Here is a 22,615-nt window from a genome sequence, read left to right on the forward strand (position 1 = left end):
CCGTTTAGCCCGGCTCAGTCCTGTTCGGCGACGAGCTGCAGGACCCCGAACACCGGCTCCTGCTGCAGCACCCGGACGTCGGTGATCCCCTCGGCGGCGAGCGCGGTGCGGAACGCGTCCTGCAGGCGCACCACGTTCATACCGAGCCCGCTGCCCAGGATCACGGGACCGGCGATGCCGAGCTGCCGGAGGGTCTGGACGGCAAGGTCGGCCAGGTCGCGCCCGGCCTGTCCGATCAAGGCCTGGCTGGCGGGGTGCCCGGCGTCGGCGGCCTCGACCACCACACGCGCCTGCTGGGCCCAGAAGCGCCGGCCCGTGGCCGGCGAGTGGAAGAGGGCAATGAGCTTGTTGGGGTGGTCCGTGCCGCAGGAGGCCAGCAGCGCCCGGGTCAGTTCGTCCGGTTCCAGTCCCTGGTTCATCCGGCGCAGGCTGTGCCGGACCGCTTCCCGGCCGAGCCAATAGCCGCTGCCCTCGTCGCCGAGCAGGTAGCCCCAGCCTCCGGCACGGGCCTCGGCGCCCTCGGCGTTCCGCCCCCAGGCGGCAGAACCGGTGCCGGCGATGACGGCCACCCCGGTGGCGGCTCCCCCGGCCGCCAGCAACAGCCGGGAGTCATGGACCACGGTGACCCGGGCGCCGGGCGCGTGCGGGCTGATCAGCGCGGCGAGCGCGGCGGCGTCCTCGTCCGTGTCGATGCCGCCGGCACCGGCGTAGACGCGGGCGATCGTGCCGCCGCCGATCCTGGCAAACAGCTCCGCCAGGTTCCGGGCCGCCTCCTCGGGGGTGACGTTTTGGACGTTGGCGCTGCCGACGGACTCGTCGGCCACGGGGACGCCGGACTCGAAGCGGACACCGCGCGTCTTGGTTCCGCCGATGTCCAGGCCGATCACGGCCCCGTCGGGGCTCGGGACGGCGGCCGGGGGGACGGAGGGGGTGTCAGAATGGGTCACCGGACAAGCCTACTGACAACGGCCGCCGAAAATCCCGTCAGGAGTACCCATGCCGCACCCGATGTTTGGCACCAGCGTCATCGCCGCGCCGATGGCCGGCGGGACGTCGACGCCGTCCTTCGTCACCACCGTGCACCGGGCCGGCGGGCTGGGCTTCCTCGCCGCCGGCTACAAGGACCCCGCCGCGATGGCGGCCGAGATCCGCTCCGTGCGCGCCACGGGCGCCCGGTTCGGGATGAACGTCTTCGTCCCCGACCCGGCCCAGCTGCCGCCGGGCCCCGCCGTGACGGCGGCGCTGGCGGCGTACCGGCAGGAGCTGATCCCCGAGGCGGGTCGCTACGGCGTTCAGCTCCCGGCGCCGCGGCTGGACGATGACGACCGCTGGCAGGAGAAGATCGATCTGCTGCTCGCCGACCCGGTGGAACTTGTCAGCTTTACCTTCGGCCTGCCAGGGACGGACACGGTGCGGCGGCTGCAGCGGGCGGGTTCCCTGGTGCTGGCCACCGTCACCGGCCTGGCCGAGGCGAGGCTGGCGGAGGAGCAGGGGGTGGACGCCCTGGTGGTGCAGCACTCCTGCGCCGGCGGGCACAGCGGGGCCTTCCTGCCGGGATCGCTTGGGATGTTGCAAGAGGGCCCGGCGGAGGGTACTACGGCGGACCTGGTCCGGGCGGTCCGCGCCGCCGTCGGACTTCCCCTGGTGGCTGCCGGCGGCATCATGGACGCGGCCGGGGTGGCCGGCGTCCTCGCCGCGGGCGCCGGCGCCGCGCAGGTGGGGACGGCCCTGCTGCGCACAGAGGAGAGTGGAACCCGCCAGCTGCACAAGGATGCCTTGGCCAGCCCGCGCTTCACCGGAACGGCCATGACCCGGGCGTTCACGGGACGTGCCGCCCGGGCCCTGGTGAACGAGTTCGTTGCCGCGCACCCGGACGCGCCGGAGGCCTACCCCGCGGTCCATCACCTGACGGCGCCGCTGCGGGCGGCCGCGGCCGCCGCCGGGGATCCGGAACGGCTGAACCTGTGGGCGGGCACCGGATGGCGGGAGGCGAAGGCCGGACCGGTCGCCGGGGTGCTGGCACGGCTGCTGGGCTAGCCTCGCTCCACGCGCCGGCCGCAGCGCGCCGGGGACGACCGCCGGAGACGACCGTTTAGCGGCCGGAGCGGCCGCGGACGAAGCCCGCCAGCAGGGAGGGGCCCTCGCTGAGCACCAGCTCCCGGAACAGGCGCACCGGGTCCGGTTCGGCGTCCGCCCCGCCGCGCCGTTCCCGCCACGCGAGGCCGATCTCACGGAAGGCCAGCTCCGACTCCAGCGCCAGCTCCACCCAGCCCAGTTCGGGCGGCTGTCCGGGCTGGTGCCGGTCCGGGGACGGGCCCGCCGGCGGCAGGATGCTGACGCCCAGCCCGGCCGAGACAAGGCCACGGGCCGTATGGGAGTCCTGGCTTTCGAAGGCGATCCGCGGCCGGAAACCGGCCTCCCGGAACAGGGCATCGGAGAGGGATCGCAGCCCGTACCCGGGGCCCATCGCCACGAACGGTTCGGCCCGCAGTTCGGCCAGCGGCACGCTGGCCCGGCCCGCCAGGCGGTGGCTGTGGTGGACCACCAGGCGCAGCGGTTCCCGGTAGAGGGCGGCAGAGGAGATCCCCCGGCTGGGGCCTGCGACGGGGGCCGTCAACGCCAGGTCGGCCTCCCCCGCGGCAAGCTCGGCCAGGCATCCGTCGCGGGAGCCCTGACTGAGCTGGAAGGCCGGCTGCGGGTGCCGCCGGTGGAAGGCGCTGATCAGCAGGGGCAGCATCGCCTCGCCGAAGGTGTGCTGAAAGGACACCGCGATCCTGCCGCGGACCACCTCCGATTCATGCCGCACCACGTCCAGTCCCGCCTGGAACTGGGCCAGGGCCGCCTCGATGTGCGGCAGCAGCGCCTCCGCCGCCGGGGTGAGCCGGACTCCCCTGCCGTCGCGGAGCACCAGTTCCGTGCCGATGAGGCGGCCGGCCCGCGCTATGCCGCGGCTGACCGTGGATTGCGGCAGGCCCAGGGCCTCGGCCGCCGCGGTGACGTGCCGGGTCCGGCCCAACTCGGCCAGGACCGGCAGCAGCGGCAACAGCTGGACAAGGTGTTTGTTCTCCACATCCACGCGGGACCTCCTCGGCAGATGACCTCCCGACGGGCCGGGAAAATGTTCCGTTTGGGCCATGAATCTAATGGTAATGATGCATTGGAAGCATACCCGGCCGGCGTCTACGCTGGGCAGATGCCCCGCCACCCCGTCTCCAGCCCCGCCACCGGCCGGCCCTCCCCCGTGGCACCGCCCGTCCCCGGCACTGAAGCCCCGGGGAACCACGGGCAACGGGAACCGCAGGCAGCGTGGGCCGGCCACCGCAAGGGCTCCGCGGGATACCGAAGGATCCTTGCCGGCCTGGCCTTCGCCGGCGTCGCCACTTTCGCGCAGCTGTATTCAACCCAGGCCGTCCTGCCGCTGATTGCGCGCGGAATGGAGGTCACCGCGGCGGAGGCCGCCCTGACGATCTCCCTGGCCACCGTCGGGCTGGCCCTCACGGTCCTGCCGTGGTCTTTTGTTGCGGACCGGGTGGGACGGGTCCGGGCCATGGCCTGGGCGATCTCGGCGGCAACCGTGTTCGGCCTGCTGGCGCCGCTGGCGCCGACGTTCCCGGTGTTGCTCGCCCTGCGGGCACTGGAAGGTATGGCACTGGGCGGGATTCCGGCGATCGCGGTGGCCTACCTGAATGAGGAGATCACGAAGGCCCAGGCCGCACTGGCCGCAGGGACCTACGTTGCCGGCACCACCCTGGGCGGGCTGGCGGGCCGGTTGCTCGCCGGACCCGTCGGCGAACTCTGGGGCTGGCGCGCCGCCGTCCTGTGCGTCTCCGCCATGGCCGCGGTGGCGGCGGTCCTGTTCCTGGTCCTGGTCCCGCCGGCCCGGAACTTCACCCCGTCCGCCGCCGGGGGCTTGCGCGGCGCGTTGGCCACCCTGGGACACCATGGCCGGAACCCGCGGCTGCTGGCCATCTACCTGCAGGCCTTCCTGCTGATGGGCGGCTTCGTGGCCGTCTACAACTATTTGGGGTTCCGGCTCTCCGCCGCACCGTTCGGCCTGCCGGCCACCCTAATCAGCCTGATCTTCCTGGCCTATCTCTCGGGCACGGTCTCGGCCCGCTGGGCCGCCGGGCTGACCGCGCGGCATGGCCGCCGGAACGTCCTGATCGCCGGGACGGTGCTGATGGTGGGCGGCCTGGCGCTGACGCTTACCGCTCATCTGGTCCTGATCCTGGCCGGGCTCCTGATCTTCACCGGCGGTTTCTTCGCCGCCCACAGCATCGGCTCCGGCTGGACCGGGGTGATCGCCAGCGGCGGCCGGGCCCAGGCCGCCTCGCTCTACAACCTCGCGTATTACCTGGGCTCCAGCGTCCTGGGCTGGGCGGGGGGCCTGCTCTTCCAGTCGCTGGGCTGGACGGCGCTTGCCCTGGGGGTGATGGCACTGGCGGCGACGACGGCGGCGGTCACCGCCGTCGTTCATCCGGCCGGCGTGCCCGGCACCGCGCAGGCCTAACGCATGGCTTCCAGGGCCTGAACCAGGTCCGCGATGACGTCCGCCGGGTCCTCGAGCCCCACCGAGACCCGCAACAGCCCGGCGTGCGGCTTCGCCTCGGCCGCAACGGGCCGGTGTGTCAGGCCGGCGGGATGCTGGATGAGGGAGTCGATGCCGCCCAGGGAAACGGCGTGGGTGAGCAGCCGGACGGCGCCCGGAAGCCGCTCAGCATGGTCCGCGCTGCCCAGCTCGAAGGCCAGCAGCGATCCCGGTCCGGCCATCTGCGTCCCCACCAGCCCCTGCGGATCGCAGTCCGGCAGCCCCGGGTAGTAGACGCGGCGGACCAGTCCATGGCCGGCCAGGGCCACGGCCACCTTGTGCGCTCCGGCCTGCTGGGCCCGGACCCGGACCGGCAGGGTGGCCAGTCCGCGGTGCAGCAGGTAGGCCGGCCAGGGCGTCAGGATTCCGCCGGTGATGGCCCGCACCCGCCGCAGCCGGGCGGCCCACTCGCCGCCGGCCGCAATGACCCCGCCCATCGCGTCCCCGTGGCCGCCGATGAATTTGGTGGCACTGTGCAGCACCATGGCCGCCCCGTGGCGTGCCGGCTGCTGCAGCACCGGGGTGGCGAAGGTGTTGTCCACCAGCACCGGGACCCCGTCGGCGGCGGCCACGACGGCGGCGATGTCCACCAGGTCCAGGCTGGGGTTCGCCGGCGTTTCCAGGATGACCAGGCCGGTGTCCGGCCGCAGCGCACCGCGCACGCCGCCGGCCGTGGTGAAGGTGACCTCGGTGCCCAGCGCGCCGGAGGCCAGCAGGTGGTCGCTGCCGCCGTAGAGCGGCCGTACCGCAACGATGTGCTTCCTCCCCGTCGCCACGACGGCCAGCAGTGCGGCACTCAACGCCGCCATGCCGCTGGCGAAGCCCACGGCCTCGGGCATCGCCTCGAGCAGGGCCACGCCCTCTTCGAAGCGTGCCACCGTCGGATTCCAGAGCCGCTGGTAGACCGTGCTTTGGCCTTCCTGCGGGGTGCCGCCCGTGGCCAGCTGCTCGTAGGCGAGGCCGCCGTCGTGGACGGAGGGAAGCGGGGCGGTGGTGGACAGGTCGATCGGGACGGCATGCAGGCCCTGGTCCGTGAGGCCCTGGCGGCCGGCGTGGACGGCCTGGGAGTCGAAGGAAAGCACGATTCTCCTTGTGAATATTCGCCATTGAATAGGGCAAGTATCCGGCAGATATTCGGAAGGAGACAGGTGTTTCGAATGGAACCGGCGGATATGGCCGCCTAAGATGAACCTAAACCACATAAAGGAGGACCCGTGAGCAGTGCTGCGAAGAATGTTCGGACCGGAGCGGGGGCCGGCGAACCGCTGGACGCTATCGACGAGCGTCTGCTGGCAGCGCTGGTGGCGGACGCCCGCATCTCCAACAAGCAGCTGGCCGAGCTGGTGGGCATCGCGCCCTCCACCGCCCTGATGCGCACCCGGGCGCTCTCCGACCGCGGCATCATCCAGGGCTTTGAGGCCAAACTCAGCCTCCCCGCCGTCGGCCGGTCGGTGCAGGCCCTGATCGCGGTGCGCCTGCGGGCCCACGACCGCGAACAAATCGACCGGTTCACCGCCCGCGTGCCCAAGCTCCCCGCCGTGCTCTCGACCTTCCACACCTCCGGCTCGGTGGACTACCTGCTGCACATTGCCGTGGCCACCACGGAGGACCTGCGTGACTGGGTGCTGGACAACCTGGCCACGGACCCGGTGGTGGGCCACACGGAAACCACTCTGGTCTTCGACCACATCCAGGGCAACCACGGGCCGCTGCCGGACTGAGGCGAGGGACCTTCGGCGCCCGCGGACCCGAGGGACTAGGCGCGCAGCGCCTGCCGCAGCGACACCGCCGCGAGAACCAGGCCCAGCGCGGCGCAGAGCACCACGAAGCCGGCCACCGCGGTCTGCAGCCCGACGGCGCCCGCGGCCAGGCCGAGCCCGATCACCGGGAAGGCGCTGCCGAGGTAGGTGATCACGTACACCGTGCTGATGATCTGCGCGTGGCGGGCCGCCTCGACCTTGCCGGCGACGGTGTTGAAGACGGTCCGGAACGCCACGCCCTGGCCCAGGCCCGCGGTGACGCTCGCCGCGACCAGCAGCCAGGGGCTGCTCCAGGCGGCAGCGGCGGCGATCAGCAGCACCGAGACGGAGAGCAGCACGAGCCCCGCCGGGACCACGAACCGTCCCCGCACGGCCAGCAGCTGGCTCAGGGCGGACGCGGCGAGGGTGAGGCCGGCCAGGACCCCGATCAGCGGACGCGAGTCGGCGTGGACGATCTGCGCGAAATAGCCCGGGGCCAGGGAGAGGCAGAAGCCGAACACGGCGAAGCTGAGGAAGCCCACCGACGAGGCGAGCCAGAAGGCGCCCCGTGCCTCGCTGGAGACGGACGGCCTGCGCGGGGCGAGGACCTTCAGCGGCTGCTGCCCGGCGGTGGAGGTGATCGCGGGGCGGGCCTTGAGCAGGTACAGCGGGACCAGGAGCGCCGCCAGGACCAGCGAGTGGAGGTAGTACGGCGTCGACGTCGGACCCGGGAACACCGAGAGCAGCCCGCCGATCGCAGGCCCGGCCGCCACCCCGCCGGCCGAGGCGAGCAGCGTGAAGCGGGAGGCCCATTCGGGCCGGCTGGGCAGCAGTTCCCGCAGCGCCGCGGAGCTCGCCCCGGTGGCCAGGGCCACCGCGGCGCCCTGCAGGGCACGCCCTGCGCAGAGCGCCGCCAGGCTGTCGGCCGAGGCAAAGACCAGTCCGCCGGCCAGGCCCGTCAGGACCGCCAGCACCATCGCAGCACGCCGGCCGATGTGATCGGACCAGTGCCCCGCAAGGATCAGGGTGGCAACGAGGGCCAGGACGTAGGCAGAGAACGCCACCGTCACGTCCAGCGCCGAGATGCCCAGCCGGGCCTGGAGCAGCGGGTAGAGCGGGGTCGCGAGATTGGCTCCCACCAAGAGCGTGAAAATGACGACGCCGGCCATCACCAGCCGGGCGGTGACGGAGGCATCCCAACCCCAGCGGGCGGCGGTGGCCGGGCGCATGCGGAGTTCGCTGAAGACGGTCATGACGGTGTCCCTGCACATCGGGGTACCGCGGGCGTTCCCGGTGGGGAGGCTACGGACCCGGTAAAGAAATGGATGCCTCCAGAATGCGGCACGCATGATCGTTCACCTCTCTTTTCGTGCCAGAATTGATCAAAACCATCAATGATGCCCCGCGCGGATGAACCGGAGTGATGATTTGAACAGCCTCGACCCCACCGACCTGCGGATCCTGCTGGAACTGGTCAAGGATCCCCGGGTCCAGATCGGCGAACTCAGCGACGCCCTGGGCATCGCGCGGAACACGGCGCAGACCCGGGTCCGGCGGATGTTGCGTTCGGGGATCCTGCACGACGGCGGCCGTGAGATCGACCTGGAGGCGGTGGGGTACGACGTCGTCGCGTTCGTCACGATCGAGGTGAACCACCGGGAGCTCGACGGCGTGGTCGCCGCACTGCGCCTCATCCCCCAGGTCCTGGAGGTGCACGAAATCTCCGGCCGGGGCGACGTCTGGTGCCGGCTGGTGGCCACGGACACGCACAATCTCCAGACTGCCCTGCGCTCCATCCTGCGGATCAAGGGCGTCATCCGGACCGAGACGGTGCTCGCCCTGCACACCCACATCCCCTACCGCACCGAGCCGCTGATCAGCCGGCTGGCTCAGGGCGCCGCCGGAACCGCTGCGCGGCCAGCGCGCCGGGCCGTTGCGGCCGGTGACGGCACCGACGCTGGATAATGGCCCGGTGACTATCATCGACAACGCCGTCTACGTGGACGGCGTCCGCCGGGCCGAGCCCGAGAGCCTGGAACAGACCTTCGAGACCCTGAATCGCCACGGGGGCATGGCGTGGATCGGCCTCTACCGTCCCACCACCGAGGAAATGGCCGCCGTCGCCGCCGAATTCGGACTGCACGGCCTCGCCGTGGAGGACGCCGTCTCCGCCCACCAGCGCCCGAAGCTGGAACGCTATGACGACAACCTCTTCACCGTGCTCCGGCCCGCCCGCTACCTGGACGACTCCGAGACCGTGGAGTTCGGCGAGCTGCACGTCTTCACCGGCCGCAACTTCGTGGTGACGGTGCGGCACGCCGAGACCGCCGGCGTCGGCCAGGTGCGGCGCCGCCTGGAGCTGCGCCCGGACCTGCTCTGCCACGGGCCCGAGGCCGTGCTCTACGCGCTGATGGACCAGGTTGTGGACGACTACGGGCCGGTGGTTGCCGGGCTGGAAAACGACATCGACGAGATCGAGGACCAGCTCTTCAGCGGCGACCCCCTGGTCTCCCGGCGCATCTATGAGCTCGCCCGCGAGGTGATCCACTTCCAGCGGGCCATCCATCCGCTGCCGGCCATGATGCAGCACCTGCGCAGCGGCTTCGAGAAGTACCGGGTGGATTCGGAACTGCAGCACAATCTCCGCGATGTCGAGGACCACGTGGAGCGGCTGATTTCCCGCGCGGACTCCTTCCGGGACCTGCTGCAGAACGCGCTGACCCTGGACGGCACGCTGACCGCCAACCGCCAGAATGAGGCGAGCGCCGAACAGAACGAGCAGGTCAAGAAGATCTCCTCCTGGGCCGCGATCTTTTTCGCCCCGTCCTTCGTGGCCGGGGTGTACGGCATGAACTTCGAGAATATGCCGGAGTTGCACTGGGCGTTCGGGTATCCGATGGCGATCGGGCTGATGGCCGCCACGGCGACGCTGATGTATGCCATCTTCAAGCGGAAGGGCTGGCTCTGACCGGAGCCCGCTGACGCCGGCACCCGCTCACGGGCGGGCCTTCCCTACCGCCCCGTGTCCCGCGGGCCCCGTGTACTCTGGCCGCATGAGCGCGCGGCGGGAGCGGTTCCGGCACATCGTGGAGACCCTGGGCAGGCACGGGCTGGGATTCGCGGTGGGCGGGCTGCACCTGGAGCGGTTGCACTTGACCGGCCGGCCCGGAGGGTTGCCCGGCGCCCGGATGCCTGCCCCGGAGCGGGTGCGCCTGGCCCTGGAGGAACTCGGGACGGTGTTCATCAAGTTCGGCCAGATCGTCTCCACCCGGACCGACATCCTGCCCCCGGACTACGCCGCGGAGCTCGCCACCCTGCAGGACGCCTCCCCCGCCATCCCGGCCGAACAAATCCGCGACGTCATCGCCGAGGAGCTCGGGCCGGCCGCGCACCAACTGCTGGCCGGGCTGCGGGACACACCGCTCGCCACCGGTTCCATCGGGCAGGCCCACGAGGCAACACTCGCCGGCGGGGGCGCGGCCGACGGCGGCGTCTTGGCCGACGTCGTGGTCAAGGTGCGCCGGCCCGGCGTCGTCGAGGAGGTCAATGAAGACCTGGAAATCATGGCCGAACTGGCCAAACGTGCCGAACAGGCATCCTCGGCCGTGGCCGGCTGGCGGGTCGCGGCCCTGGTGGACGAGTTCGCCCAGACCCTCCGGGCGGAACTGGACTACCTGCAGGAGGCGCGCAACGCCGAGCAGTTCGCGGCCAACTTCGCCGGTGACCCGCGCGTGCACATCCCCCGGGTCTTCTGGGACGCCACCACCACGCGGGTGCTGACCCTGGAGCGGCTGCGCGGCATCAAGATCAGCGACGTCGGCGGGCTGCGGGCGGCCGGGATCGACACCGGGGACCTCGCCGTCCGCGCCTGCACCGTGCTCCTGAAGATGGTCTTCGAAGACGGGTTCTTCCACGCCGACCCGCACCCGGGAAACTTCTTCGTCGAACCCGACGGCAGGCTGGGGATCATCGATTTCGGCATGGTGGGCAAGATCGACGACGGCGCCCGGTGGAACCTGGTGCGGGTACTGCTGGCGGTTGTGGACAAGGACCCCCGGAGCCTGACCACCGCGGTGGTGCGGCTCTGCGGCGGCGCCGACGGCGACTATGGCACCCTGCAGGCGGCGTTGGGCCGGCTGTTGGACCGCTACGCCGACCGGCCACTGGCGGAGGTGCCGCTGGTACCGGTCCTGGCCGAGCTGGCGGGGCTGCTGCGGACCAGCCGGCTCCGCCTGCCGCGGGAGACGGCCCTGATGGTCAAGATGCTGGTCATGGCCGACGGGCTGGGCAAACAGCTGGACCCCGGCTTCGAGCTGACCGAACAGCTGGGGCCCTTCACCCGCGGTGTGGTGCTCTCCTCTCTCACCCCGGAGGCGGTGGCTGAGCGGCTGAAGAAGCTCGGGTGGGAGGCCCTGAGGTTCGGCATCGAGGCACCGGAACTGGCCCGGAGGCTGCTGGAGGTGCTGGAGCGTGGCGGGGTGGACGTGCATTTCCGGGCCGGGGAACTCCAGTCGCTGATGGACCGGGCGGAGAAGACCGGCAACCGGATCGTCGCGGGCCTGATCGTCGCTGCGCTGATCGGCGCCGTCGGGGAACTGGTGTCCTTCCAGCCGGACCGGTGGAAACGGTGGCCCAAGGCCCTGTTCACCGCCGGGCTGGGCGGTGTTGGTGCCCTCGGCGGCTATCTGGCGATCGGCTCGCGGCCGCACCGGCGGCGCGGGACCGGCTAGGGCCGCCTGCTTCAATCCAGCAGGTTGTCCGGGACTGCCTCAGGGCGTGGGGCGTCGGTGCCGTGCCTGCGCCACCAGCCGGGCAAAGGCTAGGACGAACACCGCCTCGATCGCCGCCATCAGCGCGAGCCAAAGCCACTCACGGTGGCCGATGAAGTAGACCACCCCCGCCCCCACCAGGATGCTGCCAAGGACCAGCGCGTACACCGCGAAGCCGACGGCTACCTTCGCGCTGCGGACCCCCGTGCGGAAGCCGAAACCGTTGGGCTCGCCGCCCGGCTGTCCGCGCACACGGTCCTCCCGGGCCGGGCCAAGCCGGTCGAATTCCTCCCACGGATCGGGGCCATGTTCCGGAGGTAGGTCCGGACGTTGGTCCGGAGGTTGTTCCGCCATTGCCCCATTTTAGTCGGCGCCGTCAGCCGCCGCAGGTCAGGCGGCGCGCTGCTCCACCTGGCCGGGGGCGGCGCCGTCGGCCCCGAAGACCAGCAGCCGGGTGGCAATCTTCTCCGTGAAGAACCGGTCGTGGCTGACCACCACGACGGCGCCCGGGAAGTGCAGCAGGGCCCGTTCCATCACCTGGGTACTCGAGAGGTCCAGGTGGTTGGTGGGTTCGTCGAGGAGCAGCACGGACGCCCCCGAGAGCAGGCACTGGGCCATGGCGACGCGGGCCTTCTGGCCGCCGGAGAGGTTGCCAATCTTTTGCTTGAGGTCCGCCTCGGAGAACTGGAACATCGCGAGGAAGCGGTTGACCGACTTCCTGGTGGCGGTCAGGGCCAGGCTGTCCGGGAGGGCGTTGACGGCGTGCGAGACGGTGTCGCCGTCGTCGAGCGCCGCCAGCATGGCGTTGTAGGAGACGTACCCCGGACCCTTGGCCCAGGCGACCGTGCCGGCGTCGGGGGCCTCCTCGCCGGTGAGGACCCGCAGGAGGGTGGATTTGCCGCTGCCGTTGGCGCCCAGGACGGCGATCCGGTTGCCCTTGCGGATCTCGAAGCCCAGATCCGTGAACAGCGTCCGGCCCTCGTAGGACTTTTCCAGCCCCTCGACCCGGCAGAGGACGTCCTTGACGTGCAGGCCGCCGTAGATCTCGGTGACGATCTGGTCCACCGGCCGGGGGGTGCGCGACTTCTTGATCTTGGCCAGCTTGTTCTCCAGGCCCCGGCTGGCGGCCTTGGCGGCCTCGCGCCGGTCGGCAATTCCCTCCGCCTCGAAGGCGAGCAGCTCGGCCTCGTGGACGAACTGCTGTTCCAAAGTCTTGAGCCGGAACTGCTTCTGGACCACGTATTCGGCGAAGTTCCCCGGATACTCGTGCAGGTGGTAGTTCTCCACTTCGACGATCCGCGTGACCACGGCGTCCAGGAACATGCGGTCGTGCGAGACGATGACGGCGGCGCCCTTGAAGTCGCGGAACCAGTTCTCCAGCCACTGCACCCCGGCGACGTCGAGGAAGTTGGTCGGCTCGTCCAGCAGCAGCACGTCCGGGCTTTCGAGCAGGATCTTCGCCAGCGCGGCGCGGTTGCGCCAGCCGCCCGACAGCTCGTCGATGGCGCAGTGCCGGTGGGCGTCCTCGAAGCCGAGGGTGGTCAGCACGGTGTCGATCCGGCGCGGGTAGTCCCACCCGTCCAGCCGTTCCATCTCCTCGAAGAGGGCGGCCTGCCGGGTGATCAGGCGGTCCAGTTCCCCGGCACCGGGGTCGGCGGCGATGGCGGCGTCGATCCCGGCAAGTTCCGCCTCGACGGCCTTCACCGTGCCGAACAGTCCGTTGAGGACCTCCGTGATGGTGGAGGCACCGTTGAGTTCGGAGAACTGGGAGAAGTAGCCCACGCGGATGCCGGGATCGACGCTGACCGTACCGGTCTCCGGGGCGACTTGGTCCAGGACCAGCTTCAGGACGGTGGTCTTGCCGGAGCCGTTCTTGCCGATCAGCCCCACCCGGTCGCCGGGCTCGAGCCGGAAGAAGACCTCACGGAGGACCGGAGTGTTCTCGAAGCGGACGCTGACGTCGTTCAGGCGGATCAGGCTCATGGGGGTCCTTTCGGGGCGCCCGTGCCCGACGGCGGACCGTACGGTGGGCGGCCCGGCCGCTGTGGGAAGCGGGAGTGGAAATCCGGGTGGCGCAGGGAACCCGTGGTTTCCAGAATATCCCGGCATGCGAAGAGCCCCGCACCGCGGCTGCGGTACGGGGCTCTTGCGGTATGGGGCGCTTGGGGTGTGCGGTCCGCTAGCGGCCGGACTTGCCGTGGCCGGGCGCGGGAGCGGCTGCCTGGGCCGGCGCGGGAGCCGGGGCGGCCTGGGCGCCCTGGACGGGTGCGTGGCCGTAGCTCGGGACGGCGGGGGTGGCCGCGTGCTCGTCGCGGTGCTGTTCGGCGTTGGCCTGGCCGGCGGCACGGTGCGCCTCGGCGTTCGCGTGGGCCCAGGCGCTGTTGCCCGGTTCAGACGGAGTGGATTTCTCCGGTTCGCTGTCCTTCGTTTCCGTGGACTCGCCCGGTTCCGTGGCCTCGCCGGTTTCGGTCGGGGCAGCGGACGGGGTATCGGTGGCTGAGGGGGCCGGGGCGGGCTCCGTCGGTTCCGCGGTCTCGGTCGGCTCCGCGGATGCGGTAGCGGTCGGTGCCGGTTCCGTGGGCTCGGCGGTCTCAGTGGGGGCGGCCGTCGGGGAGTCGGTGGCGGTCGCCGTGGCGGTGACGGTCGGCGTCGGATCCGCGGTGATCTCGCTGACCGTGGCGGCCATCGCCGCCCCCGCTCCGCCGGTGACGACGACGGCGGCCACGGCTGTTGCCTTGCCTGCGGTGCCCAGGGCGCCGAGCCACGTGAAAATTCCTGCCAAGGGGTGTTCCTTCCAGAGTTCCAAAGAGGTGTCCGGCAGGCCCTGTCACCAAGCCAACCGGGGAAAACATTACTCAGACGGAGACGGCGCGACGGCGGGGAACGGGATTCCTGCGGATTTCTTGGGGATAAACAGTGGTGCGGGGCGTACCGGCGGGCTCAGGGACCCCGGGGCGCGAACATGATAACGGCCACGCCCGCCAGGCAGACCACGGACCCGATGACGTCCCAGCGGTCCGGCCGGAATCCGTCCACCGCCATGCCCCAGGCCAGGGACCCTGCCACGAAGACGCCTCCGTAGGCGGCCAGGATCCGGCCGAAGTGGGCGTCCGGCTGAAGTGTCGCGACGAAGCCGTAGAGCCCGAGGGCGACGATCCCGATCCCGGCCCACCACCAGGCGCGGCCCTCGCGGACGGCCTGCCAGATCATCCAGGCCCCGCCAATTTCGGCCACGGCGGCCAGGGCAAAGAGCAGGACGGTGCGCGCAATGGTCATGCCACCATCTTTGCGCACCCCGGCCCTTGTCCGCGGCGGCGTCGGCGGGTATGAGTGAAGCATGCAGACCGGACAGGGGCTCCTTGAGGGGCGGGTAGCGGTGGTGACCGGGTCCTCCCGAGGCCTGGGCTTTGCGATGGCGGGGCTGCTGGGCGCCGAGGGGGCCGCCGTCGTCCTCGCGTCCCGGTCGGCCGCCGACGCCGAGGCGGCCGCCACCCGGCTCCGGGCGGCGGGAATCACGGCGTTGGGGCTGGGCTGCGACACTGCGGAGCTGGCCGACGTCGAGTCCCTGCGCGACGAGGCCCTGCGCCTCGGCGGGCTGGACATCTGGGTAAATAACGCCGGCGTCTCGGGTGTGTACGGGCCGACGGCGTCCACGCCGGTGGACGACTTCACGCGGGTGGTCCGGACCAACATCCTGGGCACCTTCCACGGTTCCCGCGTGGCGCTGCCGGTGATGCTCGGGCAGGGCCACGGTGACCTGGTGAACCTCTACGGCCAGGGCGACGGCGGGCCGGTGCCGCTGCAGAACGCGTATGCCTCCAGCAAACGGTGGGTGCGACAGTTCACCGAGACCCTGCGCCGGGAAACGCGCGGCACCGGCGTGCGGGTCCACGGCATGAATCCCGGCCTGGTGGAAACGGACCTCCTGCGGCGCATCCGGGCCCAGTCAGGCTACGAGAAGCGCCTTTCGGCCCTGCAGGTGGTGGTGGGGCTGTGGGGGCAGGCCCCGGAGGCCGCCGCGAAACCCCTGCTGGGCCTGGTCACGTCGGATGCGGCGGCGTACCGGGACCTCACCCCGGCCCGGCTGGTGTCCCGGGGCGCCCGAAACGTCCTGGCCGGCCGGCTCCGCAGGAGTCACCGAATGCCGCTGGATATCACCGTGGTGGAACCGGAACGCTGACCGGCGGAAGCACCGGCGCCGTGGCGGCTACCTGACGGTCAGCGCCGGGTTGACGGGCGCCTTTGCGGCGTTGACCTGCAACCCGGCCGTGACCTTCTGCCCGGCGGCGAGCTTCGCCGTCCAGTCCGAGCCGGTGCAGGTGACGGACGTCTTCGGGACCACCGTGCACTTCATCCCCCAGGAGTTGGCAACCGAGGTCACCGTGGGGTCGTTCCAGGACACGGACCACGACGGCACCGCACGCAGCGCCGTAAGGTCCAGGTTCGCCACGTAGCCGCCGGGCCAGGAACTGGTCAACCGCCAGGTGGCCGACAGGGCATCCCCGCCGACCGGTCCCGGGCTCGCGCTCGGCGAGGGCGACGGCGACGGGCTGGTGGTCGGTGCCGGTGCGGGAGCGGTGGGCGCGCCCGTCGGCGTCGGGGTGGGCGAGGGAGACGTCGTCTGCGTAGGCGCGGGCGACGTCGTCGGCGTCGGCGTTGGGGACGTGCCCGGGGCGTTGGTCAGAATCGGGGCCAGCGCATCCAGCTTGGCGCGTTCCGGCGTGCGCCAGTCGGACTGGACCAGACCGCCTGTTCCGGCCGAGTTGGGGTTGAAGGACCAGTAGGCAAAGGACATGCCGTTGGCCTGGAGGTAGCTGACAATCGAGGCCATCCACGCCTTGTCGGAGGCGGTGGCCAGGGCGGTGCCGAACTCCCCCAGCAACACCGGAGCGATTCCCTTCTTCTGCAGGTATCCCCAGTTGCGGTCCCAGACGGCGGGGAGGTTGGCCGGGTAGGCGGGGTCGCTGAACCATTTCTGGGCGAACATGGACGCCGGGTAATCGTGCGGCGAATAAACCACCCGGTGCGGCACGGCGAGGGACACCGGCTTCGCGCCGGCGTCCGCCAGGCCACCACCCCACCAGGTGCCTCCCGCGGTCGCCTGGTTCTCGATTCCCTCGACGAGGATCAGGAGGTTCGGGTTGGCGGCCAGGACGGCGTTGCCTCCCCGGGTCGCCGCCGCCTGCCAGTCGGTCGCGGCGGGTCCGCCCCAGGTGGCGGATCCCGCGGGCTCGTTGTGCAGGTCGGCCCCGATCACGGTCGGATCGTTCCTGTAACGGACCGCCAGCATCTGCCAGTCCGAGATCCACCGGGACTCGGGGACGGCGGCGGTGTACCAGAGGGGCGACTGGCTTGCCGAGGAAGGGCGGTGCCGGTCCAAGATGACCTGCAGGCCGTTGGCCTTGGCCCGGGCGATGACCGTGTCCATCACATCCAGCGGGCGCTTGCCCTCCAGGTTGTAGGCCCGGTTGGCCCAATAGTTGACGCTGCCCTTGATGGTTGTGGCGGCCAGGCACTCGTTGGAGAACGGAAGCCGGACGGTGTTGAACCCCATGGATTTTATGTTGGCCAGGGCTTCGTCGATGGTCAGGGTGCCCCAGAGTCCGTGCGGGACGCAGTCGGGGGTCTCCAGCCCGAACCAGGAGGCCGCCTTGATGATGTACGGGGCGTTATTCGAGTCCCGGATGGTGCCGCCGTCGGTGTGCAGCCACCCCGTAGCCGCGGGCGTGGTGTCCGCGACCCGCTCGAGGACCGCACCGGGCTCCGCGGGCCCGGCGCAGCCCGCCACCGCCAGCAGGACGGCAACCCCCGCGGCGACGACACCCAGCGTCCGGGCCGGACGACGGCGGGCAGGGCTCTGTTTGGTGGGGCGGCCTGATGACACATGTCCTCCAAGATTCCGGGCCAGGCAGGCCCACTGCGCCTCACCGTACCCAGCCCGGCCGCCGCTCCTTCGGCGACGCTCTGGGGTGGGCGGAATATTTCCTGGTCTTCGGCCCGCTTCCGACGGCGACGAACTCCCGCGGCGCACGTGGCCGGGGCTGGGGTTTGGCTGGGACTTGGCCCCGGATGCGGCGCTCCTACTTGCGCGATAGATGCTAAGCAGGCTTAGGATAGGGCCATGGCCGTATCGAGCGGCCGCCAACCAGAGGAGGAAACACCATGGGACTGGGCGACAAGATCGAGAACGCTGCCGAGAAGATGACCGGCAAGGGTAAGGAAGCCGCCGGCGACGCGACGGGCAACGACCGCCTCCGCGCCGAGGGCCAGGCCGACCAGGCCAAGGGCGACCTCAAGCAGGCCGGCGAGAAGGTCAAGGACGCCTTCAAGAAGGACTGATCCCGGACTACTGCCAAGGGCGCTTCCCGCAACGGGAGGCGCCCTTTGCTGTGCCACGCCAGTTGCCGGGCGTCACCCCGGTGCACGCCCGGAACCGGCGGATCCTAGAACTTGCCGTACTTGGCCCGTGCCATCGAATACACCCCGTAGCAGACCAGACCGGCCGCGGTCGCGGCGAGCAACACCACGCCAAACGGCTGGGACCCCAGAGTCTTGAGGCCGCCGTCCAGGCCTGAGGACTTGGAGGGGTCCGCCGTCGCCGCCGCCACAATGATGAGGATGCCGACCACGCCCAACACGACGCCCTTGGCGGCGTAGCCGATGGTGCCGAGCCACTCCACGGCGGTGCGGGGGTTCCCGGGAACGCTGAGGTCCTCCATGAACTTCCGGGTGACGCCCCGGTAGACGTAGTAGACCCCGCCGCCGATGATGGCTGCGCCGATGACGATCAGCAACAGGACGCCGGCGGGTGCGGCCAGAATCTTGGCGGTGAAGTCGCTGGCCGACTGGCTGGAGCTCTTGGTACCGCCAGCGGCGAAGACGGCAAAGGTGATGGCCAGGAAACCGAAGATGACGGCTTTTCCGGCCGCCGACGCCGTTTCCTTGGCCTTGTCCTTCGCCTCGCCCTGCGCGCGGCCCGCGACGACGGCCTCGCTCACCATCCAGAGGGCCAAGGCCGCGCAGGCAGCGAACCCCACCCACAGGAGGATGGCGCCGCCGGGCTTGGACGCCAGGGAGCCGATGGCCCCGGACTGGTCCGCCTCGCCGCCCTGCCCGCGGTCAATCTGGAGGGCGATGGCACCGATCAGGATATGGACCAGGCCGATGAAGACGTAGCCGGCCCGGGCGAGGTTCCGGAGTGCCGGTCCCCTGGCAGCGGAGATGGCCTCAGAGACGGCCCTGTTGGCTTTTTGCGAGGCTTCACCCACGGCGGGATCCTTCACTGGAGCGGCAGAAGTGGTCCGCCCAGCATAGCCAGCGTAAAGGTCGAGGGGAATGATGGGGCCGCGCGGGGAACCGGCGGCGGGAGGCAATGTGGAGCTAAGGAGATTCGAACTCCTGACCTCTTCGATGCGAACGAAGCGCTCTACCAACTGAGCTATAGCCCCGTGACAACGCCGCTCCCGAAAGGGAACGGCGTCACCAAACGTTCTTAGGCTACAAAGTATCTGCCCGCAACGCCAACCGACGCACCGGCGCGGGCACCAACCCCACTCGGAAAAGCCAAAAAGCCCCGGATTCACCGTGGTGGTGGATCCGGGGCTTCCTGCGTGGACTCAGGCTCGGCGCCGCTGCAGGACGTCGTCGAGGTTGCTCAGTGCGCTCTGGCCCTTGCCCTGGGGTTTGGACGCGGCAGCCTCCTCGGCGCCGCGCACGGAGGCCTGCTTCAGCGACGGCTTGCCGACGGCCTTCGGTGCGGCGGGGAGGTCGAGGGGTTCCGGGGCCGCACGTTCGGCCTTGGGGGCCTCGACGTAGGTCGGCTTGGGCACCTGTACCGGTTCCCAGCTGGCGCCCTCGGGGGAGGCGGGGTCGCCGACCTGGTGGACGGAGGTGTCACCGGACGCGGCCGCCTCGGCCAGGGCGGCCTGCCGCAGCTCGGCGGCGGTCAGCGTTGCGGGACGGACCGGCCCGGCGTCGGCTTCGGCGTCGAACAGGGGGCTGTCCTTTGCCGGAGCGTCGGAGGGGACGGCAGTGGGGTGCTCGGCAGGCGCGGGCCGCGCCGGGCGGGGCGGGGCCATGGCCGACCGGAACGCGCGCTCAACCTTGCGGCGACGGTCACGGACGGCGAGGGAACGAAGGAGTACGACGGCGGCGACCGCGGCCAGCAGGGTCAGGACCGGCAACCAGCCGGAGCCCAGACCGAAGAGCCGGAGCACTCCGGACACGACACCGGTCAGGAGAGACACCACCGCCAGCAACGCCAGCGCCAGGCGGCCGTACCGGATGCGGAACGTGGAGTTTGCCGGAAGCCTCGAGGGCCGGGCGGACTTCATCGACGCCGGGGCGGACGCCGCGTCCGGCGTCGAAGGGGCGGAGGCGGGGCGCTGCGTACTGGTCATCGGTTTCTCCTGCGGTGACGTCATGGCCACGACGTTTCCGGCTTGGGGGTCGGCTCGTTCCACGTCCGCGGCGTCCATCAGGAAGTCTCCAGCCGGCCGAAGCTGGCGGCTGTTCCGGAGCATGTAGGGAGCCACCCATACGATCCAGAGCGCAACAGCGACGACAAGGATCACTGAGCTGCTGAGAGGGAAGTCCACACTCAAAACCGTAAGAGCTTGAGGGCGTGGCGGACCGCATTAGCGGCGGTGTGTCGCGGCGCGGCCGGAGAAACTGCCCAACGTGACGAAAACGCAGGTCAGGACGGCGTTTCCCGCCGGCGTACCGGGCCCTCCCGGAGCCACCGGCCCAGCAGGCCCTCGGGGACCTCCTCGGCCGTCAGCGCGAAGCTGCGGTGGTCCGCCCAGCGGCCGTTGATGTGCAGGTACCGGGGCCGATACCCCTCGTCCCTGAAGCCGAGTTTCTCAACCACCCGCAGGCTGGGACCGTTCTCCGGCCGGATGTTGATTTCCATCCGGTGCAGCCCGAGGGTGCGGAAGCAGTGGTCCGTGGCCATGGCCACCGCGGTGGGCGCGATGCCCTGCCCGGCCCGGTCCTGGTCCACCCAGTACCCCAGCGTGGCCATCATGGCCGAGCCCCACACAATCGAGGAGACGGTCAGTTGCCCCACAATGACGGGTTCCCGGTGTCCCGGCGTCCAGGCAGCAATCACGAACGGCAGGGCCGTCGCCTGTGCCGCCTGGGCTTTCAGCGAACTCACCATCTGCCGGTAGTTGGGCAGGCCGCCCCCGGGAGCCGGGTTGGACGCCTCCCAGGGGGCCAGCCACTGCTCGTTCCGGGCGCGGAGGGCGCTCCACTCGCGGCGGTCACGGTACCGGATCGGCCGCAGGACCAGGTCGCCGCTCTCCAGCGTGACCGGCCAGGTGAAGCTGCCCCCCACGGGACTAGTGCGTCAGCCCGGCGGTGAAGCCCGGCAGCCACTCCCGCAGGCCCGGGCCCAGGTCTTCGCTGTCGCAGGCCAGCTGGACGCAGGCCTTCAGGTAGCTCAGCTTGTCGCCGGTGTCGTAGCGGCGGCCGCGGAAGACGACGCCGTACACGCCGTAGCCTTCACCCTCGCCGGCGGCGAGTTCCTGCAGTGCGTCGGTGAGCTGGATCTCGCCGCCGCGGCCGGGCTCGGTGCGCTCCAGCACGTCGAAGACGGCCGGGTGCAGGACGTAACGGCCGATGATCGCCAGGTTGGAGGGCGCGTCTTCGACGTCGGGCTTCTCCACGAGGTGGTTGATGCGCACGTAGTCTTCGCCGTCGACGGCCTCGACGTCGGCGCAGCCGTAGGCGCTGATCTGGGACGGATCGACCTCGATCAGGGCCACGACCGAACCGCCGGTCTTGGCCTGCACCTCGATCATGGTGCTCAGCAGTTCGTCGCGGGCGTCGATCAGGTCATCACCGAGCAGGACGGCGAACGGCTCGTAGCCGACGTGCTGCTTCGCACGCAGCACAGCGTGGCCGAGGCCCATCGGGTCACCCTGGCGGACGTAGTGGATGTCGCCGAGGTTGCTGGCGGCCTGGATGGACTCGAGCTTGGCGGTGTCACCCTTTGCTTCGAGGGTCGCCTCCAGGGTGGGGACCCGGTCGAAGTGGTCTTCAAGGGCCCGCTTGCTGCGCCCGGTGATCATCAGGACGTCGTTGAGGCCCACCTTGACGGCTTCCTCGACCACGTACTGGATGGCCGGCTTGTCGACGACGGGCAGCATCTCCTTCGGCATCGCCTTGGTGGCGGGAAGGAAGCGGGTGCCGAGGCCCGCTGCGGGGATGACGGCCTTGCGGACGGAGGCGTTAGGTGTCTTCACCCGACTAATCTAACCGAGGGGGCAAACATCAGGTAATTGCCCTTACGGTGCGGCTGCGGCGTGTTTGCCCGGCCGGCGAGGCGAAGGAGCCACTGCATGGAAGCGCGCGACAGGGACACCAAGGAAGCGATCCGCACCCGGCACCGGCAGCGTCGGGCGGCAATGACGCCGGCGGCGCGCTCGGCGGCCGGTTCAGCCCTGGCCGTGCACGGCGCCGCGTGGGCGGCGTCGCTTACCGACGGCGGAACAGGCACCTTCGCCGCCTACCTGGGGGTCGGCTCGGAGCCGCCGACTCTTCCCCTGTTGGAGGCCCTGCACGACGCCGGGCATAGGGTGCTGCTTCCCGTCTGCGAGCCGGACCTGGAACTGAGCTGGGTGGTGTGGACGCCGCAGAGCGAATACGCGCGGAGCCGGTACGCGCCGCTTCAGGAACCAATCGGGGAACGGCTTGGCACCGATGCCGTGGCGGGGGCAGCCGGAATCTTCGTTCCCGCCACCGCGGTGGACCTCGACGGAAACCGGATCGGCCAGGGCGGCGGCTACTACGACAAGTTCCTCGCCGCCCTCTCGGCCCTGCCCGGGAACGACGGCAGCCACCCGGTGCCGACTGCCGGCGTCGTCTACGCCGATGAAGTGTTGCCCGCGGGCACCATCCCCGTCGAAGTCTTCGACCGGAAGGTCGGGGCCGCACTCACGCCCGACGGCCTTGTTCCCACAGTCGCCAGCCGCTGACGCCGCATATTCTTCCACTTGTTCGCGCGGTGATAGAATTAGCACTCAGGCCCTGTGACTGCTAATCCCCTGGCTCCCCGAGCCAGCCGCCCCTCAAGGAGCGGACGGGAGGGACGCAGTACGGGACCTGCTCGTTTGTCCTAGAGGAGGAACCCAGTGCCCACGTACGCCTACGCTTGCAAGGACTGCAACCACGCCTTCGAGACCGTGCAGTCGTTCTCCGATGAATCGCTGACGACCTGCCCGGAGTGCCAGGGAACATTGCGCAAGAAGTTCAACAGCGTCGGAGTCGTCTTCAAGGGCTCCGGCTTCTACCGGACCGATTCCCGCGATTCCAAAGGCAGCTCCGTGGCGCCCGCCGCACCGGCTGCCACCCCGGCCGCGGCTCCGACCGCCGCCGCCAACTAAGGCACCTGCAGCTTCCCGCTGTAGCTTGTCCACATAGCCCGGACCGGGGCTAAGCCCGCCGCGTTCAGGCTCCTACCGTGAAGCCATGGCACCAGCAAGGCTTCACTTCTTTCGTACCGGGACTGCCCGCGG

At 70.7% G+C, this 22,615-nt stretch carries 23 protein-coding genes and 1 tRNA gene; 10 read left to right on the forward strand and 14 right to left on the reverse strand.

The genetic code is table 11. The annotated features are described in order from the left end of the window. Positions 1 to 14: 14 nt before the first annotated feature. The gene (locus tag AB0305_RS08480; RefSeq protein ID WP_364133152.1) at positions 15 to 947 is read right to left on the reverse strand and encodes a BadF/BadG/BcrA/BcrD ATPase family protein; all 933 of its coding nucleotides are present in this window, start codon (positions 945 to 947) and stop codon (positions 15 to 17) included. A 49-nt stretch (positions 948 to 996) separates the two neighbouring features. Here AB0305_RS08480 and AB0305_RS08485 point away from each other — a divergent pair, with 49 nt between their 5' ends. Next, positions 997 to 2,037: a nitronate monooxygenase gene (locus AB0305_RS08485; RefSeq protein ID WP_364133155.1), complete on the forward strand. Its 1,041-nt coding sequence runs from the start codon at positions 997 to 999 to the stop codon at positions 2,035 to 2,037. Between the two features lie 55 nt (positions 2,038 to 2,092). Here the strand turns inward: AB0305_RS08485 and AB0305_RS08490 are convergent, their stop codons facing one another. Beyond that, on the reverse strand, positions 2,093 to 3,076 hold the full coding sequence (locus tag AB0305_RS08490) for a LysR family transcriptional regulator (RefSeq protein WP_364133158.1): 984 nt from the start codon (positions 3,074 to 3,076) through the stop codon (positions 2,093 to 2,095). Between the two features lie 117 nt (positions 3,077 to 3,193). Between AB0305_RS08490 and AB0305_RS08495 the strand changes: the two genes are divergently transcribed. Then, positions 3,194 to 4,510 (forward strand): MFS transporter, encoded by a 1,317-nt coding sequence (locus AB0305_RS08495; RefSeq protein WP_364133161.1) that lies wholly within the window; start codon positions 3,194 to 3,196, stop codon positions 4,508 to 4,510. Here the strand turns inward: AB0305_RS08495 and AB0305_RS08500 are convergent. Then, on the reverse strand, positions 4,507 to 5,670 hold the full coding sequence (locus tag AB0305_RS08500; RefSeq protein ID WP_364133164.1) for a PLP-dependent aspartate aminotransferase family protein: 1,164 nt from the start codon (positions 5,668 to 5,670) through the stop codon (positions 4,507 to 4,509). The genes AB0305_RS08495 and AB0305_RS08500 overlap by 4 nt on opposite strands. Positions 5,671 to 5,802: 132 nt before the next feature. On the opposite strand from AB0305_RS08500, the gene AB0305_RS08505 reads away from it, so the two are divergent. Further along, entirely contained in the window at positions 5,803 to 6,309 is a 507-nt protein-coding gene (locus tag AB0305_RS08505; protein WP_290255827.1) for an Lrp/AsnC family transcriptional regulator, read from the forward strand. A gap of 35 nt (positions 6,310 to 6,344) precedes the next feature. Here the strand turns inward: AB0305_RS08505 and AB0305_RS08510 are convergent, their stop codons facing one another. Further along, positions 6,345 to 7,580 carry an MFS transporter gene (locus tag AB0305_RS08510; RefSeq protein WP_364133166.1) on the reverse strand — a complete coding sequence of 412 codons (1,236 nt, stop codon included), beginning with the start codon at positions 7,578 to 7,580 and terminating at the stop codon, positions 6,345 to 6,347. A 175-nt stretch (positions 7,581 to 7,755) separates the two neighbouring features. Between AB0305_RS08510 and AB0305_RS08515 the strand changes: the two genes are divergently transcribed. The 3 genes from AB0305_RS08515 (at position 7,756) to AB0305_RS08525 (ending at position 11,057) form a co-directional block, all read left to right on the forward strand. Beyond that, positions 7,756 to 8,292 carry an Lrp/AsnC family transcriptional regulator gene (locus AB0305_RS08515; RefSeq protein WP_364133169.1) on the forward strand — a complete coding sequence of 179 codons (537 nt, stop codon included), beginning with the start codon at positions 7,756 to 7,758 and terminating at the stop codon, positions 8,290 to 8,292. 7 nt (positions 8,293 to 8,299) lie between these two features. Beyond that, on the forward strand, positions 8,300 to 9,295 hold the full coding sequence (gene corA, locus AB0305_RS08520) for a magnesium/cobalt transporter CorA (protein WP_290255830.1): 996 nt from the start codon (positions 8,300 to 8,302) through the stop codon (positions 9,293 to 9,295). Positions 9,296 to 9,380: 85 nt separating this feature from the next. Beyond that, on the forward strand, positions 9,381 to 11,057 hold the full coding sequence (locus AB0305_RS08525; protein WP_364133172.1) for an AarF/UbiB family protein: 1,677 nt from the start codon (positions 9,381 to 9,383) through the stop codon (positions 11,055 to 11,057). A gap of 39 nt (positions 11,058 to 11,096) precedes the next feature. Here AB0305_RS08525 and AB0305_RS08530 read toward each other — a convergent pair whose 3' ends face one another. From AB0305_RS08530 to AB0305_RS08545, 4 genes are all read right to left on the reverse strand, one after another. Beyond that, positions 11,097 to 11,450: a hypothetical protein gene (locus AB0305_RS08530; RefSeq protein ID WP_364133174.1), complete on the reverse strand. Its 354-nt coding sequence runs from the start codon at positions 11,448 to 11,450 to the stop codon at positions 11,097 to 11,099. A gap of 36 nt (positions 11,451 to 11,486) precedes the next feature. Then, positions 11,487 to 13,079 (reverse strand): ABC-F family ATP-binding cassette domain-containing protein, encoded by a 1,593-nt coding sequence (locus AB0305_RS08535; RefSeq protein ID WP_364133177.1) that lies wholly within the window; start codon positions 13,077 to 13,079, stop codon positions 11,487 to 11,489. Between the two features lie 196 nt (positions 13,080 to 13,275). Next, positions 13,276 to 13,878, reverse strand: coding sequence for a hypothetical protein (locus AB0305_RS08540; protein WP_364133179.1), 603 nt, complete (start codon positions 13,876 to 13,878; stop codon positions 13,276 to 13,278). A 158-nt stretch (positions 13,879 to 14,036) separates the two neighbouring features. Next, positions 14,037 to 14,372 (reverse strand): YnfA family protein, encoded by a 336-nt coding sequence (locus AB0305_RS08545; RefSeq protein WP_290255835.1) that lies wholly within the window; start codon positions 14,370 to 14,372, stop codon positions 14,037 to 14,039. 61 nt (positions 14,373 to 14,433) lie between these two features. On the opposite strand from AB0305_RS08545, the gene AB0305_RS08550 reads away from it, so the two are divergent. Next, positions 14,434 to 15,276, forward strand: a complete 843-nt coding sequence (locus tag AB0305_RS08550) for an SDR family NAD(P)-dependent oxidoreductase (protein ID WP_364133181.1) — start codon at positions 14,434 to 14,436, stop codon at positions 15,274 to 15,276. A 27-nt stretch (positions 15,277 to 15,303) separates the two neighbouring features. Here AB0305_RS08550 and AB0305_RS08555 read toward each other — a convergent pair whose 3' ends face one another. After that, entirely contained in the window at positions 15,304 to 16,980 is a 1,677-nt protein-coding gene (locus tag AB0305_RS08555; protein ID WP_364133183.1) for a cellulase family glycosylhydrolase, read from the reverse strand. Positions 16,981 to 17,258: 278 nt separating this feature from the next. On the opposite strand from AB0305_RS08555, the gene AB0305_RS08560 reads away from it, so the two are divergent. Further along, the gene (locus tag AB0305_RS08560; protein ID WP_290255838.1) at positions 17,259 to 17,435 is read left to right on the forward strand and encodes a CsbD family protein; all 177 of its coding nucleotides are present in this window, start codon (positions 17,259 to 17,261) and stop codon (positions 17,433 to 17,435) included. Between the two features lie 104 nt (positions 17,436 to 17,539). On the opposite strand, the gene AB0305_RS08565 is transcribed toward AB0305_RS08560, so the two are convergent. From AB0305_RS08565 to galU, 5 genes are all read right to left on the reverse strand, one after another. Then, positions 17,540 to 18,364: a DUF1206 domain-containing protein gene (locus AB0305_RS08565; RefSeq protein ID WP_364133186.1), complete on the reverse strand. Its 825-nt coding sequence runs from the start codon at positions 18,362 to 18,364 to the stop codon at positions 17,540 to 17,542. Between the two features lie 107 nt (positions 18,365 to 18,471). Continuing rightward, positions 18,472 to 18,544, reverse strand: a tRNA-Ala gene (locus AB0305_RS08570). Between the two features lie 168 nt (positions 18,545 to 18,712). Further along, positions 18,713 to 19,693 (reverse strand): hypothetical protein, encoded by a 981-nt coding sequence (locus AB0305_RS08575; protein ID WP_366172390.1) that lies wholly within the window; start codon positions 19,691 to 19,693, stop codon positions 18,713 to 18,715. A gap of 98 nt (positions 19,694 to 19,791) precedes the next feature. After that, positions 19,792 to 20,433 carry a GNAT family protein gene (locus AB0305_RS08580; protein ID WP_290255841.1) on the reverse strand — a complete coding sequence of 214 codons (642 nt, stop codon included), beginning with the start codon at positions 20,431 to 20,433 and terminating at the stop codon, positions 19,792 to 19,794. A gap of 4 nt (positions 20,434 to 20,437) precedes the next feature. Beyond that, the gene (gene galU / locus AB0305_RS08585) at positions 20,438 to 21,343 is read right to left on the reverse strand and encodes a UTP--glucose-1-phosphate uridylyltransferase GalU (RefSeq protein ID WP_290255842.1); all 906 of its coding nucleotides are present in this window, start codon (positions 21,341 to 21,343) and stop codon (positions 20,438 to 20,440) included. 96 nt (positions 21,344 to 21,439) lie between these two features. Between galU and AB0305_RS08590 the strand changes: the two genes are divergently transcribed. Next, the gene (locus tag AB0305_RS08590) at positions 21,440 to 22,075 is read left to right on the forward strand and encodes a 5-formyltetrahydrofolate cyclo-ligase (RefSeq protein ID WP_290255843.1); all 636 of its coding nucleotides are present in this window, start codon (positions 21,440 to 21,442) and stop codon (positions 22,073 to 22,075) included. Positions 22,076 to 22,231: 156 nt separating this feature from the next. Next, positions 22,232 to 22,483, forward strand: coding sequence for an FmdB family zinc ribbon protein (locus tag AB0305_RS08595; protein WP_290255844.1), 252 nt, complete (start codon positions 22,232 to 22,234; stop codon positions 22,481 to 22,483). The last annotated feature ends 132 nt before the right edge of the window (positions 22,484 to 22,615 follow it).

The sequence above is a fragment of the Arthrobacter sp. NPDC080086 genome, from assembly GCF_040702285.1.